Origin of the sequence: Flavobacterium sp., from assembly GCF_036741995.1 — a bacterium.
Taxonomy (GTDB): domain Bacteria; phylum Bacteroidota; class Bacteroidia; order Flavobacteriales; family Flavobacteriaceae; genus Flavobacterium.
In genome coordinates this window covers 1-14,571 of record NZ_DAINRG010000023.1, presented here as the reverse complement: position 1 = coordinate 14,571, position 14,571 = coordinate 1, and the positions used below count along the sequence as shown (strand labels likewise).

General features: G+C 38.1%; 18 protein-coding genes. 11 read left to right on the top strand and 7 right to left on the bottom strand.

Features of this window, described 5'->3' with window-relative positions:
- Window positions 1–183 precede the first annotated feature (183 nt).
- Both pepT and V7D82_RS08375 read left to right on the top strand, forming a co-directional pair.
- Window positions 184–1,458, top strand: coding sequence for a peptidase T (pepT, locus tag V7D82_RS08380; RefSeq protein WP_333600526.1), 1,275 nt, complete (start codon window positions 184–186; stop codon window positions 1,456–1,458).
- An 11-nt stretch (window positions 1,459–1,469) separates the two neighbouring features.
- The gene (locus tag V7D82_RS08375; RefSeq protein ID WP_333600525.1) at window positions 1,470–2,081 is read left to right on the top strand and encodes a YdeI/OmpD-associated family protein; all 612 of its coding nucleotides are present in this window, start codon (window positions 1,470–1,472) and stop codon (window positions 2,079–2,081) included.
- Between the two features lie 47 nt (window positions 2,082–2,128).
- Here V7D82_RS08375 and yajC read toward each other — a convergent pair whose 3' ends face one another.
- From yajC to V7D82_RS08355, 4 genes are all read right to left on the bottom strand, one after another.
- Complete coding sequence (yajC, locus tag V7D82_RS08370; RefSeq protein ID WP_333600524.1) at window positions 2,129–2,401, bottom strand: preprotein translocase subunit YajC; 273 nt, start codon at window positions 2,399–2,401, stop codon at window positions 2,129–2,131.
- Between the two features lie 10 nt (window positions 2,402–2,411).
- Entirely contained in the window at window positions 2,412–2,813 is a 402-nt protein-coding gene (locus V7D82_RS08365) for a DUF1573 domain-containing protein (protein ID WP_333600523.1), read from the bottom strand.
- Between the two features lie 11 nt (window positions 2,814–2,824).
- Entirely contained in the window at window positions 2,825–3,730 is a 906-nt protein-coding gene (nusB, locus tag V7D82_RS08360) for a transcription antitermination factor NusB (RefSeq protein WP_333600547.1), read from the bottom strand.
- Between the two features lie 112 nt (window positions 3,731–3,842).
- A complete protein-coding gene (locus tag V7D82_RS08355) occupies window positions 3,843–4,949 on the bottom strand; it encodes a Glu/Leu/Phe/Val family dehydrogenase (RefSeq protein ID WP_333600522.1) in 1,107 nt (368 codons plus the stop codon).
- 194 nt (window positions 4,950–5,143) lie between these two features.
- Here V7D82_RS08355 and V7D82_RS08350 point away from each other — a divergent pair, with 194 nt between their 5' ends.
- From V7D82_RS08350 to V7D82_RS08340, 3 genes are all read left to right on the top strand, one after another.
- Complete coding sequence (locus V7D82_RS08350; RefSeq protein ID WP_333600521.1) at window positions 5,144–6,901, top strand: ABC transporter ATP-binding protein; 1,758 nt, start codon at window positions 5,144–5,146, stop codon at window positions 6,899–6,901.
- A 70-nt stretch (window positions 6,902–6,971) separates the two neighbouring features.
- Window positions 6,972–7,352: a PUR family DNA/RNA-binding protein gene (locus V7D82_RS08345; protein ID WP_333600520.1), complete on the top strand. Its 381-nt coding sequence runs from the start codon at window positions 6,972–6,974 to the stop codon at window positions 7,350–7,352.
- A gap of 56 nt (window positions 7,353–7,408) precedes the next feature.
- Window positions 7,409–7,624, top strand: a complete 216-nt coding sequence (locus tag V7D82_RS08340; protein ID WP_333600519.1) for a hypothetical protein — start codon at window positions 7,409–7,411, stop codon at window positions 7,622–7,624.
- On the opposite strand, the gene V7D82_RS08335 is transcribed toward V7D82_RS08340, so the two are convergent.
- Complete coding sequence (locus V7D82_RS08335) at window positions 7,621–7,974, bottom strand: tRNA-binding protein (protein ID WP_333600518.1); 354 nt, start codon at window positions 7,972–7,974, stop codon at window positions 7,621–7,623. The two genes, V7D82_RS08340 and V7D82_RS08335, sit on opposite strands and share 4 nt — an antisense overlap.
- A 110-nt stretch (window positions 7,975–8,084) precedes the next feature.
- Here V7D82_RS08335 and glgA point away from each other — a divergent pair, with 110 nt between their 5' ends.
- Both glgA and V7D82_RS08325 read left to right on the top strand, forming a co-directional pair.
- Entirely contained in the window at window positions 8,085–9,311 is a 1,227-nt protein-coding gene (glgA, locus tag V7D82_RS08330; protein WP_333600517.1) for a glycogen synthase, read from the top strand.
- A 29-nt stretch (window positions 9,312–9,340) separates the two neighbouring features.
- Window positions 9,341–10,615, top strand: coding sequence for a glucose-1-phosphate adenylyltransferase (locus tag V7D82_RS08325; RefSeq protein ID WP_333600516.1), 1,275 nt, complete (start codon window positions 9,341–9,343; stop codon window positions 10,613–10,615).
- Window positions 10,616–10,648: 33 nt separating this feature from the next.
- Here the strand turns inward: V7D82_RS08325 and V7D82_RS08320 are convergent, their stop codons facing one another.
- Both V7D82_RS08320 and V7D82_RS08315 read right to left on the bottom strand, forming a co-directional pair.
- Window positions 10,649–10,954, bottom strand: a complete 306-nt coding sequence (locus V7D82_RS08320) for a c-type cytochrome (protein ID WP_333600515.1) — start codon at window positions 10,952–10,954, stop codon at window positions 10,649–10,651.
- A gap of 92 nt (window positions 10,955–11,046) precedes the next feature.
- Window positions 11,047–11,979 (bottom strand): peptidylprolyl isomerase, encoded by a 933-nt coding sequence (locus V7D82_RS08315; RefSeq protein ID WP_333600514.1) that lies wholly within the window; start codon window positions 11,977–11,979, stop codon window positions 11,047–11,049.
- A gap of 75 nt (window positions 11,980–12,054) precedes the next feature.
- On the opposite strand from V7D82_RS08315, the gene V7D82_RS08310 reads away from it, so the two are divergent.
- From V7D82_RS08310 to rplS, 4 genes are all read left to right on the top strand, one after another.
- Window positions 12,055–12,504: a DUF1569 domain-containing protein gene (locus V7D82_RS08310; protein WP_333600513.1), complete on the top strand. Its 450-nt coding sequence runs from the start codon at window positions 12,055–12,057 to the stop codon at window positions 12,502–12,504.
- 12 nt (window positions 12,505–12,516) lie between these two features.
- Window positions 12,517–13,317 (top strand): class I SAM-dependent methyltransferase, encoded by an 801-nt coding sequence (locus tag V7D82_RS08305; RefSeq protein WP_333600512.1) that lies wholly within the window; start codon window positions 12,517–12,519, stop codon window positions 13,315–13,317.
- A gap of 16 nt (window positions 13,318–13,333) precedes the next feature.
- Window positions 13,334–14,011 (top strand): tRNA (guanosine(37)-N1)-methyltransferase TrmD, encoded by a 678-nt coding sequence (gene trmD / locus V7D82_RS08300; RefSeq protein ID WP_333600511.1) that lies wholly within the window; start codon window positions 13,334–13,336, stop codon window positions 14,009–14,011.
- A 207-nt stretch (window positions 14,012–14,218) separates the two neighbouring features.
- Complete coding sequence (rplS, locus tag V7D82_RS08295) at window positions 14,219–14,569, top strand: 50S ribosomal protein L19 (protein WP_333600510.1); 351 nt, start codon at window positions 14,219–14,221, stop codon at window positions 14,567–14,569.
- Window positions 14,570–14,571: the final 2 nt, after the last annotated feature.

The following is a 14,571-nucleotide window of genomic DNA, read 5'->3' as shown; positions in this document are numbered from 1 at the left end:
AAAGCTTCGGAACGTTACTCTTTGTCTTCAGACTCCTGCAAAGCTACTTCGGAAGGTTTCGAACGCTTTACTAAGTGTTACCAATAGGCTTCGGTATCCTTCAGATGGTTTTCGAATAATTGCAAACTCATAACTCATAACTTATAACTCCTAATTCTTATCTTTACCAAAAAAATTAAAAACATGCAACATATCATTGACCGTTTCATCAGTTACGTCACTATTGACACCGAATCGGACCCTAACTCAACTACTACCCCAAGCACCAAAAAACAATTCGATTTAGCTAATAAACTGGTTGACGAACTGAAAGCTATCGGCATGACCGAAGTGACGATTGACAAACATGGCTATGTGATGGCTACCTTGCCGTCAAACGTTGACCATAAAGTACCCACCATTGGCTTTGTATCGCACTTTGACACTACTCCCGATTTCACCGGAAAAGATGTAAAACCACAAATCGTTAAAAATTATGACGGTGGCGATATCATCTTGAACAAAGAGCAAAACATAGTGCTTTCGCCAAATTATTTCAAGGATTTATTGTTGTACAAAGGGCAAACTTTAATTACTACTAATGGTCTAACCCTATTAGGTGCCGATGACAAAGCCGGTATCACCGAGATTATGACTGCCATGGAATACCTAATCCAAAACCCGCAAGTGAAACACGGAAAAATCAGAGTGTGCTTTACGCCTGATGAAGAAATTGGCCGTGGTGCTGATTTATTTGATGTGAAGAAATTCGGTGCCGACTGGGCTTACACTATGGACGGTAGCCAGATTGGCGAATTGGAATATGAAAACTTCAACGCGGCCGGAGTGAAAATCACTTTCAAAGGAAAATCAGTACATCCAGGCTATGCCAAAGGCAAAATGATCAACTCGATGCTAATCGCCAACGATTTCATCAACGAATTACCCAAAGGTGAAACACCACAGGAAACCAAAGGTTACGAAGGATTCTTCCACGTAACACAATTGCAGGGAAGCATTGAGGAAACCAAACTGGAATTGATCATTCGGGATCACGACATGAAGTTGTTCAAACAACGTAAAGCCTTAATCGAAAAAATCACCGATAAATTCAATAAAAAATTTGCCAAGCAATTCGGTGAAGATATCGTCATTACCAAAATCACCGACCAGTACTACAACATGAAAGAAAAAGTAGTACCGGTAATGTTCATCGTAGATTTAGCCGAAAAAGCTATGAAATCCTTAGGCATCAAACCATTAATCAAACCGATTCGCGGTGGTACTGACGGTTGTCGTCTATCCTATATGGGTTTACCATGTCCGAACATTTTTGCCGGTGGACACAACTTCCACGGAAAGTACGAATACGTTCCGGTAGAAAGCATGCAAAAAGCTGTAGACGTAATTGTAAAAATTGCCGAGCTAACCGCTACTACAGATTTTTCTAAAAAAGAAAAAGCCAAGAAGAAAAAATAAACTTTCAGCAGATGAAGGAAGAAACTCGAGGCAAGGCCGAACAGAGCGAAACTAAACACACTTGGGACAAAGTCAACCAATGGGAAGACGAGTTGCGAATGCTGCGCGAAATCATTCAAAAAACCGAATTGGTGGAAACCACCAAATGGGGCGGCGAAGTGTATACCTTGAGCAACAATAAAAATGTGTTGGGCATTGGTGGTTTTAAGAACTTCTTCACCATTTGGTTCTGGAACGGCGTATTTCTGAAAGACGAAGCGAATGTTTTGGTCAATGCTAACGAAGGCGTAACAAGAGGGCTGCGACAATGGCGTTTTACTTCGGCTAAAGAAATCAACGAAAAACAGATTTTACATTATATTCACGAAGCCATTGCCAACGAAAAAGCAGGTCTTTCCATTAAGCCTGAAAAGAAAGAAGCGATGAAGTGTGATTATTTTGAAAATGAATTGAAAAAGGATGCCCAACTAAATGCCGCTTTTGAACAGTTCAGCCCCTACAAACAAAAGGAATTTTGGGAATACATGGCAACAGCCAAGCAGGAAAAAACCAAAGCCACTCGTTTTGAAAAAATCAAACCCATGATTTTGGAGAGTCGAGGTTTGAATGACAAATACAGATAAACAAAAAGTCCCGATAACTCGGGACTTTTTTATTTTACTAAAGAAGATTAGGCTTTCTTGTTCAACGCGGCTGTCATTTCAAGAGAAATTGCAGAACGTTCAATTTTTAATTTGCCTGACATCGTTTCGATTATGGCTGTGGTTTCAGTAAGCTCAGCAATTTTACCGTGAAAACCACTTTTAGTGATAATCTTATCGCCTACTTTCAAACCCGATTCAAATTCTTTTTCCTGTTTTACTTTCTTTTGTTGTGGTCTCATGATAAAGAAATAGAACACTGCCGCAATAGCGACCATTTGCAATACAAACATTGAATTCATAGTATACTTTTTATTTTGTTCCTTTTGGAACTATGTTAGATTTAATATTTAAAACTTTACTTCCGCCTTTTACGTTACACATCAGAGTAACCGTTTTCGAAGTTTCTCCGATTTTCCCGGCGGAATTGAACGACACTTTAATGTCACCTTCTTCTCCTGGTTTGATATCGCCTTTTGGATACTCGGGAACCGTACAACCGCAAGAACCTTTAGCATCCGTAATCAGTAAATTGGAAGTTCCTGTGTTTTTAAATTTGAAATCGTAAGACACTTTATCCCCTTGTGTGATGGTTCCAAAGTCGTGCTCTGTAGTATCAAAAGTGATTTCCGTTTCCGTATAGGCTTCTTTTTTACACGATGTTGTCAAGGCTAAAGTAGCGACTACAAACAACAAACTTATTTTTTTAATCATAACGTAATTATTTACAGTAAACCTCGGCCTACCTTTTTAATTTTATTTTCGGTTTCAAATTCTTTCACCAAATTATCTAAGATGCCATTGATAAAGATGCTGCTCTTTGGTGTAGAATATTCTTTGGCAATCTCCAAATATTCATTAATCGTCACTTTAACCGGAATAGAAGGGAATTTCAAAAATTCGCAGATGGCCATTTTCAAAATGATGGTATCAATTTCGGCTATCCTGTCGGCATCCCAATTAGGGGTTTTGTCGATGTATTCTTTGGCCAATTCAATTTCGTTAAGCACTGTTTTTCTGAACAACAAACTCACGAATTCTTTGTCTTCTTCGTCTTTGTAAAGCTTAACCACTCTAAAATCATCCTTCTCCGAAATTTGCTTCAGCTGTTTCTGAATTTGCGTATTCACTAACGGAATATCGTCTATCCAGGTCATTTTATGGTCTTCCAGATATTCGTATAGTTTTTCATTTGGCGCCAAAACTTCGGTAAACATATCCACCACAAACTGCTTGTCTTCTTCGAAAGTGCTTTTTTTGGTACTCATGTATTTTTGGTACAAAGCGCTTTTTTTGATTTCGGTAAGCAAAATCAAAATGTAGTCATCATTCAAAGACCAGTTATCGATTTTTCTTTTTTCTAAAGCAATGCTCAACGAGTTGTTTTCCTCCAAAAGTTGCAGGACCGCATTATTGATAAATTTTTTGTTGGGATTTTTTTCTTCCGGTGTGGCTAAGTGCTTTTTACTGGAGGTTTCCAAAAAAACAACTTCTTTTTTTCTGATTTCAATCAGGGAAGACAACATGATTAAATACAAATCCTGAATATTGTCGATACTTTGAATCAAAAACTTTTCTTCTTTCTCTAATTCGTCAGAACTTTTTTGATGCATGGCATAGATGGATTGCATCACTTTCACTCGAATATGTCTTCTGTTTAACACCTGTAAGAACTTTTTAAAATTAACAAAGCGAAAGAAGTTCTTTCGCTTTGCAAAAATAGTAATATTTTAAAAACGGCTATTATTTATTAGCGTTTTCTTTTTTTCTTTGGTCAATTCGGTTTTGTGCAATTTGCATCGCCGCTTGCTGTGTAGTCAAGTTATTAATATCCGCAAAGTTGAAAATTTCCAATGTAGTATTGTAGATATTTTCGGTTCTTCGGATAGCTTCACCTGGTTCGTATTTCACAATTTCCGCATACACATTGATGATTCCACCGGCGTTGATTAAGAAATCAGGAGCATAGGTAATGCCTCTTTCTCTTAATATTTGTCCGTGAACAGCTTCTACCGCTAATTGGTTATTGGCTGCACCGGCAATTACTTTAGCTTTAATTTTATAAACGGTGTCATCATTAATCGTCGCACCTAAAGCACACGGTGAATAGATGTCTACATCGGCTGTATATAAATCAGCACCTGTGAAAATTTTAGCGCCATATCGGGTCACCATATTTTCCATTTTATCTTGGTGAATATCCGAAACGTAAACGATAGCGCCTTCTTTGGTCAAATAATCAATCAAAGTTTCCCCAACGTGTCCATTTCCTTGCACTAAGATTTTCTTTCCGTCTAAACTATCCGAACCAAACTGGTATTTGGCTGCGGCTTTCATTCCCATGTAAACGCCATAAGCCGTTACCGGAGAAGGATTTCCTGAACCTCCTTTTTCAACAGAAATTCCCGTAACATGTTTGGTTACTTCATGAATTCTGTCCATGTCTTCTGTAGTCGTTCCAACATCTTCAGCCGTGATATATTTTCCGCTTAACGAGTTCACAAACTCCCCAAAACGTGTAATCATTTCCGGTGTTTTATCCGTTTTAGCATCTCCGATGATTACGGCTTTTCCGCCACCCAGATTCAACCCAGTAATAGCTGATTTGAAAGTCATGCCACGCGACAGACGCAACACATCATTCAAAGCTTCCCATTCGTTGTTGTATTTCCACATCCTTGTCCCGCCAAGAGCCGGTCCCATAACCGTATTATGAATACCAATAATTGCTTTTAAACCTGTATCTTTGTCGTTACAAAAAACAATTTGTTCGTGATTGTCAAAAGAAAGCTGACCGAAAACCGGATCCATCTTTTGCAACTCTTTTGGGGTAGTGATTTCTGAAGTCATTATATAAATATTTAAATTTAGACTTTTTTAAAAAGTCATGACAAAATTAAAACTTTATTCAATAAAACTCACCCAAATCAGGAATAATTAGTAATTTGTTAATAAAATCAATTTAAATCAAGAATACAATAATTTAATTATTTTTAACGATTTAACACAAATCAGATTTTAAAACCCAATTCTGCCAGATTACCATGAAAGAACTTCAGTATTTAAACAAATATTTTATCAAATATAGATTCCGTTTTTTATTAGGTATTATCATCACCATTGTTGCCCAAATTTTCTCGCTTTTCACTCCGAAGCTCATCAGCAAGTCATTCAAAGCCATAGAAGATTTTCACAAAAACAACATCAGCGCTGAAGTCATTAAAACTGAATTAATTCATAACATTCTATGGATCATTGGTACCACACTGATTGCCGGCATTTTAACGTTTCTGATGCGTCAAACATTAATTGTAATGTCGCGTCATGTGGAATTTGATTTGAAAAATGAAGTCTTCCAACATTATGAAGTGCTTGACCAAAATTTCTACAAACGGAACCGAACCGGAGATTTGATGAACCGAATTAGTGAAGATGTTGCCAAAGTTCGCATGTATGTAGGGCCTGCCGTAATGTATACCATCAACACCATTATTCGCTTTGCAGTGGTTATCATTTATATGTATAATGTTTCTCCGCGACTGACATTATATACGATACTGCCGTTACCGATATTATCCTACATCATTTTCAAACTAAGTACCGAAATCAACAAACGCAGCACTATTTTCCAACAATATCTATCGAAAGTTTCGAGTTTCACCCAGGAAATATTTTCCGGAATTCGAGTAGTGAAAGCTTATGCTTTGGAAGAACAATACCAAAACAATTTAGTCGATTTGGCCAAAGAAAGCAAAACCAAAAGCATGAGCCTGGCCCGAGTACAATCGCTTTTTGGACCACTGATGATTGCTTTGATTGGGGTGAGTAACTTGGTGGTGATTTATTTCGGTGGAATAATGTATATCGATGGAACGATAAAAAGCATTGGAACCATAGCCGAATTTATACTATATGTCAACATGCTGACTTGGCCCGTGGCTTCCATTGGCTGGGTTTCATCTTTGGTACAAGAAGCGGAAGCTTCCCAAAAGAGAATTAATGAATTCCTGAAAATAGAACCGGAAATCAAAAACAAAACAACCGAAAACACTAACATTCATGGAGAAATCGAATTCCACAATGTAAGTTTCACTTATGACGATACCGAAATTACAGCCTTACAAAACATTTCTTTTAAAGTAAAAAAAGGAGAAACGCTTGCCATTTTAGGGAAAACCGGCTCCGGAAAATCGAGCATTTTATCGCTGATTACCCGCATGTATGACATCAAAGAAGGAAGCATCACGATTGACGGGAAGAAAATAGACCAAGTCAATTTATACGATTTGCGAAACAGCATTGGCATTGTGCCACAAGACGCTTTTCTGTTCTCGGATACTATCAAAAACAACATCAAATTCGGAAAAGAAAATGCTACGGATGAAGAAGTAACCAATGCTGCTAAAAAAGCCATCGTGCATGACAACATCATGAATTTCAACAAACAATACGAAACCATTTTGGGCGAAAGAGGCATCACGCTTTCGGGAGGGCAAAAGCAACGGGTTTCTATTGCGCGCGCCATTATCAAAAATCCGCAGATCTTGCTGTTTGACGATTGTTTGTCTGCCGTTGATACCGAAACCGAAGAACAAATTCTGAATAATTTACTCGAAATTTCAAAAGACAAAACCACCATTATCGTTAGCCACAGAGTCTCCTCGGCCAAAAATGCAGACAAAATTATTATCCTTGATGAAGGTCAAATCATCCAAGAAGGTTCTCATAATCAATTAGTAAACCAAGAGGGCTATTATGCCGAATTGTATTTGAAACAACTTTCGGAAAAAGAATTAAATTAAATGTTGTTTCGTAACAAAAATTTTACCATTTTTGAACTGTACAGAAACACCATTAATCGACTGAAAGAATATGAGAGAAAATGATATGTTAGAAAAAGATGAGATTTTTTCTAAAGTTTTAAGAGCCGGAAGAAGAACTTATTTCTTCGATGTGAGAGCTACCAAAGCTGATGATTACTACATCACCATTACCGAAAGTAAAAAGTTCACTGAAGAAGATGGTTCTTTTCACTTCAAAAAACACAAAATTTATTTATACAAAGAAGACTTCGCCGCTTTTACTGATATATTAGAAGAAATGACTGCTTATGTTTTGAACCACAAAGGCGAAGAAGTAATCTCGGAAAGACACCAGAAAGATTTCAAAAGAGAATTCTCTTCGGAAACCGAAACTGACGAACCAGCCAAAATTGACAAAAGTTTCACCGATATTGATTTTGACGATATTTAATAAAAAATAAAAGTCCGGAGCTAGAGAGTTTCCGGACTTTTTAAATATATAAAACCATGCAGAAAATTGTTGCTTTTTTAAACAAATACGCCATTCCTTTCAACATTGCCAGTATAGCATTTTGGAGTTATATAATTTACACTGCCTATACAGACATGGCGGCTAATGATAATTTCGATAAAAAGAAATACTTTTTTATACTGCCAGCAGTTTTTATTTTACTGTCATGTTTTAATCTTTATATGGCTGTAAGGAGAAAAAAAAGCAACTAACCAATCCGCAACCCGTTCTCGACTTTCAAATCTGAAGTCAGTAAAACGATATCATTATCATTCCCCACAGAACCTAGCACCAGGCATTCACTCATAAAAGTGCCGATTTGTTTCTTCGGAAAATTGACTACCGCAATAATTTGCTTGCTTATTAAATCTTCCTTAGCATACCGCTTTGTGATTTGCGCTGATGATTTCTTAATTCCGATTTCGGTGCCAAAATCAATCACCAATTGATACGCCGGTTTTCTGGCTTCCGGAAAATCGGTAACTGCTATAATTGTGCCCACATGCATGGCTACTTTTTCAAAATCCTGCCATTCCAATATATTTCCCGATTGGTGCTCCATAATAACCTGTTGTTTAAACTTTAATAGCGTTTTAGCCATTCAAAAGTTGAATAAATTTTATACATTTAAGAATTCAATGCAATGTATAAAAATCAAGTACCGTTTACCAAATGAAAATAGCTCTTTTTACCAATGAATTTCCACCGAATATTTATGGCGGCGCCGGTGTGCATATCGATTTCCTCAGTCAGGAATTGGCGAAATTGGGAAAAGTAGAAGTGCGTTGTTTTGGGAATCAGGAAGCAGCAACAGCATCCATGAACGTATTGGGCATTCAATCTTCTTTAAACCAAATGGAAGACGAGCACAATCCGCATCTTAAGATGTTTCACAATTTGAGTCGGAATGTGGAAATGTCACAACACACTTTACAAGCCGACATTGTACATTGCCACACTTGGTACACGCATTTAGCCGGTATCTTTTCGCGCGAACTTTTACAGGTTCCGTTGATTTTGACCACCCATAGTTTAGAAACGCATCGCCCTTGGAAAGTAGAACAATTGGGCAATGGTTATTTTCTTTCCCGTTGGATTGAACAACATGCCTACAATACCGCAGACGGAATCATTGCCGTAAGCGAACAAATGAAAACCGATGTCATAGAAGCCTATGACGTAGCTCCTGAAAAAGTAACCGTGATTCACAACGGCATTGATCCTGAGTTTTACCAACCAACGTTTGACTCTGAATTACTAAAAGAATACGGCATCAATCCGGATATTCCGTTTGTGCTTTTTGTGGGTAGGATTACGCGCCAAAAAGGAATTTCCCAATTGATCGCCGCTGCGAAATATTTCCATAAAAACTGTCAGGTGGTGCTTTGCGCCGGTGCGCCGGATACCCCTGAAATTGCAGCAGAAACCGAAACCCTTATAGCCGATTTAAAAGCCAATCGCGAGGGTGTCATTTTGATTTCGGAGATGCTTCCGAGAGAGAAAGTCAAAGTGCTTTACAGCCATGCCCGGGTTTTTGCCTGTCCGTCATTGTACGAACCGTTTGGCATCATTAATCTCGAAGCGCTGTCGTGTGAAACTCCCGTTGTGGGAAGTGCTGTTGGCGGTATTCCTGAAATTATTACGGAAGGAGAAACCGGTTATTTGATTCCGTTGGAAAGTGTTTCCAGAACGGACTTCAATCCAAAAAATCCCGAAGCTTTTCAAAGAGCATTTGCTGCTAAAATAAATCTTTTATTGGAAGATGAAAATTTGGCCAACCAAATGGGAAAAGCCGGAAGAAAAAGAGTTTTAGAAAAATTCAGTTGGGAATCCATAGCCAAAACAACTTACCACTATTACCAAACCGTTATTGCCCGATTTGAAAAAGAAAAAGCTTGATGCTACAACCACCAATATTACTTTGAGATATGATAAATAAAAGCACATTGGCCATTATTTTAGGCGGCGGACAAGGTTCAAGATTAGCTCCATTAACCGAAAATCGTTCCAAGCCCGCGGTTCCCATTGCCGGAAAATACCGTTTGGTGGATATTCCGATTTCTAACTGTATCAATTCGGATATTAAAAGAATGTTTGTGTTGACGCAATTCAACTCGGCTTCGCTAAACCAGCATATCAAAAACACCTATCATTTCAGTCATTTCAGTACGGCTTTTGTTGATATTTTGGCCGCGGAACAAACACCGGACAACGTCACTTGGTTTCAAGGAACAGCTGATGCTGTGCGACAATGCATGCACCACTTTATGAACCATGAGTTTGATTATGCTTTGATTTTATCGGGTGATCAATTGTATCAAATGGATTTTAACGCCATGATAAAAGCCCATCACGATTGTGGAGCCTCCATATCCATTGCCACCTTGCCGGTAACAGCCAAAGAAGCTCCGGAATTTGGGATTCTGAAAACCGATTCCGAAAATTTTATTTCTTGTTTTATAGAAAAACCAAGCGTCGATTTATTGCCGCAATGGACTTCAGAAGTAAGCGAAGAATCGAAAGCGGAAGGCAAACATTATTTGGCTTCGATGGGAATTTACATTTTCAACAAAGACTTACTGGTGGACTTGATGAAAAATCCGGACACCAAAGATTTTGGCAAAGAAATCATTCCGCAAGCCATTGGCAAAGAAAAAATACTGAGCTATCAATATGAAGGCTATTGGACCGATATCGGGAATATTGATTCGTTTTTTGAAGCCAATTTAGGATTGACCGATGACATTCCGAAGTTTAATCTTTTTGATAATTCGAGTAAAATTTACACTCGGGCCAGAGTTTTGCCTCCTTCTAAAATAAGTGGTGCTTCTACTATTGACAGATCAGTAGTGGCGGAAGGCTGCATCGTTAATGGCGCGACAATTGAGCATTCGGTTGTGGGCATTCGAAGCCGCATAGGTTTTGGTTCTACCATCATTCATTCGTATCTGATGGGAAATGATTATTACCAGAATCTGGAAGAAATCAGACTGAACGACATGCATGACATCATCAACATTGGCATTGGCGAACGCTGCTTTATCAACAACACTATAGTAGATAAAAATTGTAGAATCGGCAATGATGTCCGACTCAACGGAGGCAAGCATCTCCAGGACACCAATACCGATTTATATACAATTAAAGACGGCATAATTGTGGTAAAAAAGGGAGTTACTTTACCTGATGGCTTTACGGTATAAAACAAAAAACACTCTTTTCAGAGTGTTTCATGATTATTTCATCGTAAGATAGTTGTAAATTTTCTGTCCTTGTAAATCCTCTAAATGCGCTTTCTTCTGCATACGGGCGACAATCGGTTGCCACTCTTCGGCTGAGAATTCTTTGGCCTCATAAAGTCGATGACATTTAGCACAATTGTTTTCGTAAAGCGATTTTCCTTCCGCTAAATCAGCCGTTAGCACAACTGTTTTTGGTGGTGCAGGTTTTGTTGGAACATCGGCTGTCGGCACACTCGATTTGGAGGCACACGAATAAATGAGTACGGCTAAAACGGCTAGTGCCATTACTTTATATTTCATAAGTCTTGCTTTATTGGTTTTAGTAAATCTATAAAAAAAATCCCAACAGCGAACTATCGGGATTTTAAATTTAACTAAATCTTAAATAAATACTATTTAACATCCATTAATTCTACATCAAAAATCAAAGTAGCATCTGGTGGAATAACACCGCCCGCGCCACTTGACCCGTATCCTAAATAAGAAGGAATGACAAAACGTGCTTTGTCGCCCACTTTTAACAGCGCAATACCTTCGTCCCAACCTTCAATGACATGACCTTTTCCTAATGGAAATTCGATTGGTTTTTTACGGGTATAAGAACTGTCAAATACTTTTCCGTTTTCTAAAGAACCTTGGTAGTGAACGGAAACTGTTTTCCCATTTTCGGCTTGTTTTCCGCTGCCTCTTTGGATGAATTGGTAACGCAATCCGCTTGCTGTTTTATCAAAACCGGCCGCTAATTTTTCCATGGCAGCTTCGGCTTGTTTTTTGGCTTCTTCTATTCTTTTTTGTCTTGATCCTTCAAATGTTCTGAAAGCTTCGATAGCATTCCATTTTTGAGCTTCCTCACCTACTCTTACGATCTCTAAACTTTCAATCAAATCGCCTTGAGCTACAGCATCAACAACATCTTGTCCTTCTACTACGTGACCAAAAACCGTGTGCTTTCCGTCTAACCAATTTGTTGGTACATGCGTGATGAAAAATTGAGAACCATTACTTCCCGGACCAGAGTTTGCCATTGACAAAACGCCTGGTTTATCATGTTTTAAAGTTGGATGAAACTCATCGTCAAAGTTGTAACCAGGACCACCGGTTCCGATACCTTGAGGACATCCGCCTTGTATCATAAAATCAGGAATTACTCTGTGAAATTTTAATCCGTCATAATACGGTTTCCCCATCGGTTTGGCTGAATTCTCTAATTGCCCTTCGGCTAATCCAACAAAATTCCCCACTGTTCCCGGAGTTAAATCGTGTGTTAGTTTTACTAAAATCGAACCTTTAGTCGTGTTGAATTTAGCGTATATTCCGTTTTCCATTGTTTGATTTTTTATTTTGTGATGCAAAGATAATATTTAAAATTGTAATTTTGGACACCTATTAAAAACGAAAACATGAGCTCTATTTACAACAAAACCGACAACGAAATTATTATTTCCAGAATCAACAAACTTTCACCGGAAAGCAAGGGACAATGGGGAAAAATGACGGTAGACCAAATGCTATCGCATTGTCAGGCACCCATGGATTTTGCTTTTGGCAAAACACCAATGAAAGCCAATTTCCTAATGCGCCTTTTGGGAAAAATGATTAAAGGTAAAATGCTAAAATCGAAAGAGTTCAAAAAAAACAGTCCAACGGCTCCAGCCTTTATCAGAACCGGTGTGTACGATTTTGACCAAACCAAAAACGAACTGATTCAGAAAATTGAATTTTTTTCGGATTTGGGACAAAAAGCCATCAAAACCACTAACCATCCATTCTTTGGGGAGATGACTTATGACGAATGGAGTCAATTGCACACCATGCACCTTGATCATCATTTGAGACAATTTGGTGTTTAACAATTAAAACCTATGGAAAACCAACCCGATTACATCAAAATCAACAAACAAACCTGGAATAACAAAACGGACGTTCACATTGCTTCCGAGTTTTATGATGTGGAAGGTTTTCTGAAAGGGAAATCGACTTTGAATGATATTGAATTGCAATTATTGGGCGATGTTTCTAATAAAAAAATACTGCATTTGCAATGTCATTTTGGGCAGGACACTATTTCGTTTGCCCGAATGGGAGCTCAGGCTACCGGTGTTGATTTGTCAGACAAAGCTATTGAAAGAGCCCGGGAATTTGCCGAAAAATTACATTTGGATGTCACTTTTATCTGTTGTGATGTTTATGAAACGCCCAACTATTGCGAGGAGAAATTTGATATTGTTTTTACCAGTTATGGCACTATTGGCTGGCTTCCCGATTTAGACAAATGGGCCAATGTTATTTCCCATTTCTTAAAGCTTGACGGGAAATTTGTCATGGCCGATTTCCATCCCGTGGTTTGGATGTTTGACAATGATTTCGGCTCGGTTTTTTACAATTATTTCAATATAGAACCTATTTTTGAAGAAGAAGCGGGAACTTATGCCGATCGTGAAGCAGAGATGACAACCAAAACCATTTCATGGAATCATCCGATTTCTGAACTATTAAATGCTTTAATAAAAAACGGCTTGGAAATCAATTCATTTGATGAATATGATTATTCGCCATACAATTGTTTTAATCAAACGGAAGAATTTGAAAAAAACAAATTTAGAATCAAACATTTAGGCAATAAAATTCCAATGGTGTATTCCATTTTAGCAACTAAAAAGTAAAACTTATCTTTGCGCCATGCGAATAGACATCATTACCATATTACCTGAATTATTACGAAGCCCTTTTGAAGCCTCGATTATGAAGCGCGCCATTGAAAAAAAATTGGTTGAAGTGCATTTTCACAACTTAAGAGATTACACGACCAACAAGCAAAAAAGCGTGGATGATTATCAGTTTGGCGGCGGCGCAGGAATGGTCATGATGGTACAACCCATAGACGATTGCATTACGCATTTGAAAAGTCAACGCCATTATGACGAAGTGATTTATATGACACCCGATGGGGAAACGCTGAATCAAAAAATGGCCAATTCTATGTCGATGGCTGAGAATATTATTATTCTTTGTGGGCATTATAAAGGCGTAGACCAACGCGTTCGCGATCATTTTATTACCAAAGAAATTTCGATTGGCGATTATGTGCTTTCGGGTGGCGAAATTGGTGCGATTGTTTTTTGCGATGCCATTATCCGATTAATTCCCGGAGTGTTGAGCGATGAGACCTCGGCACTGACTGACAGTTTTCAGGACAATTTATTATCCGGGCCAATCTATACTCGTCCGGCAGATTACAAAGGATGGAAAGTTCCCGAAGTATTGACCAGCGGTCATTTTGCCAAAATTGACAAATGGCGCGAAGACATGGCGTATGAACACACTAAAAACCGACGCCCGGATTTACTTGAGGACTAAATAACAGCGGTAAGAAGCAAAACACAAGTCTTTTTTCTGAAAATAAAATCCATAACCATCTGATTTCTTGAACCTTGATTCATTCTTCTTTTTTCAAAAATACACTTGCAACTTTAGATTTTTTACTTATCTTTGCCCCCACATTAGACCAACCTCTGGCGAAAACCGTGAATGTTGCTTTGATTTAAACCATAATTAGCATTAAAAATGGCAAATTTAGTAGATTTCGTTAATAACGAATTATCAACAAGAAAAGATTTCCCTGAGTTCGGAGCTGGTGATACTATCACAGTGTACTACGAAATTAAAGAGGGTGAAAAAACAAGAACACAGTTTTTCAAAGGAGTTGTTATCCAAAGAAAAGGTTCTGGAATGACCGAAACTTTTACCATTCGTAAAATGTCTGGTGCTGTTGGTGTAGAGCGTATCTTCCCAGTGAACATGCCAGCGTTACAAAAAGTAGAAGTGAACCAAAAAGGTAAAGTTAGAAGAGCTCGTATCTACTACTTTAGAGAACTTACTGGTAAAAAAGCAAAAATCAAAGAAAGAAGAAGATAATT

Bases quoted from the DNA above. Each gene is read 5' to 3' on its own strand.
- V7D82_RS08320 (WP_333600515.1), bottom strand. From the start codon at position 10,954: ATGAAATATAAAGTAATGGCACTAGCCGTTTTAGCCGTACTCATTTAT.
- yajC (WP_333600524.1), bottom strand. From the start codon at position 2,401: ATGAATTCAATGTTTGTATTGCAAATGGTCGCTATTGCGGCAGTGTTC.
- V7D82_RS08310 (WP_333600513.1), top strand. From the start codon at position 12,055: ATGAGCTCTATTTACAACAAAACCGACAACGAAATTATTATTTCCAGA.
- nusB (WP_333600547.1), bottom strand. From the start codon at position 3,730: ATGCAATCCATCTATGCCATGCATCAAAAAAGTTCTGACGAATTAGAG.
- glgA (WP_333600517.1), top strand. From the start codon at position 8,085: ATGAAAATAGCTCTTTTTACCAATGAATTTCCACCGAATATTTATGGC.
- V7D82_RS08365 (WP_333600523.1), bottom strand. From the start codon at position 2,813: ATGATTAAAAAAATAAGTTTGTTGTTTGTAGTCGCTACTTTAGCCTTG.
- V7D82_RS08325 (WP_333600516.1), top strand. From the start codon at position 9,341: ATGATAAATAAAAGCACATTGGCCATTATTTTAGGCGGCGGACAAGGT.
- rplS (WP_333600510.1), top strand. From the start codon at position 14,219: ATGGCAAATTTAGTAGATTTCGTTAATAACGAATTATCAACAAGAAAA.
- V7D82_RS08350 (WP_333600521.1), top strand. From the start codon at position 5,144: ATGAAAGAACTTCAGTATTTAAACAAATATTTTATCAAATATAGATTC.
- V7D82_RS08315 (WP_333600514.1), bottom strand. From the start codon at position 11,979: ATGGAAAACGGAATATACGCTAAATTCAACACGACTAAAGGTTCGATT.
- V7D82_RS08375 (WP_333600525.1), top strand. From the start codon at position 1,470: ATGAAGGAAGAAACTCGAGGCAAGGCCGAACAGAGCGAAACTAAACAC.
- V7D82_RS08305 (WP_333600512.1), top strand. From the start codon at position 12,517: ATGGAAAACCAACCCGATTACATCAAAATCAACAAACAAACCTGGAAT.
- pepT (WP_333600526.1), top strand. From the start codon at position 184: ATGCAACATATCATTGACCGTTTCATCAGTTACGTCACTATTGACACC.
- V7D82_RS08340 (WP_333600519.1), top strand. From the start codon at position 7,409: ATGCAGAAAATTGTTGCTTTTTTAAACAAATACGCCATTCCTTTCAAC.
- trmD (WP_333600511.1), top strand. From the start codon at position 13,334: ATGCGAATAGACATCATTACCATATTACCTGAATTATTACGAAGCCCT.
- V7D82_RS08355 (WP_333600522.1), bottom strand. From the start codon at position 4,949: ATGACTTCAGAAATCACTACCCCAAAAGAGTTGCAAAAGATGGATCCG.
- V7D82_RS08345 (WP_333600520.1), top strand. From the start codon at position 6,972: ATGAGAGAAAATGATATGTTAGAAAAAGATGAGATTTTTTCTAAAGTT.
- V7D82_RS08335 (WP_333600518.1), bottom strand. From the start codon at position 7,974: ATGGAGCACCAATCGGGAAATATATTGGAATGGCAGGATTTTGAAAAA.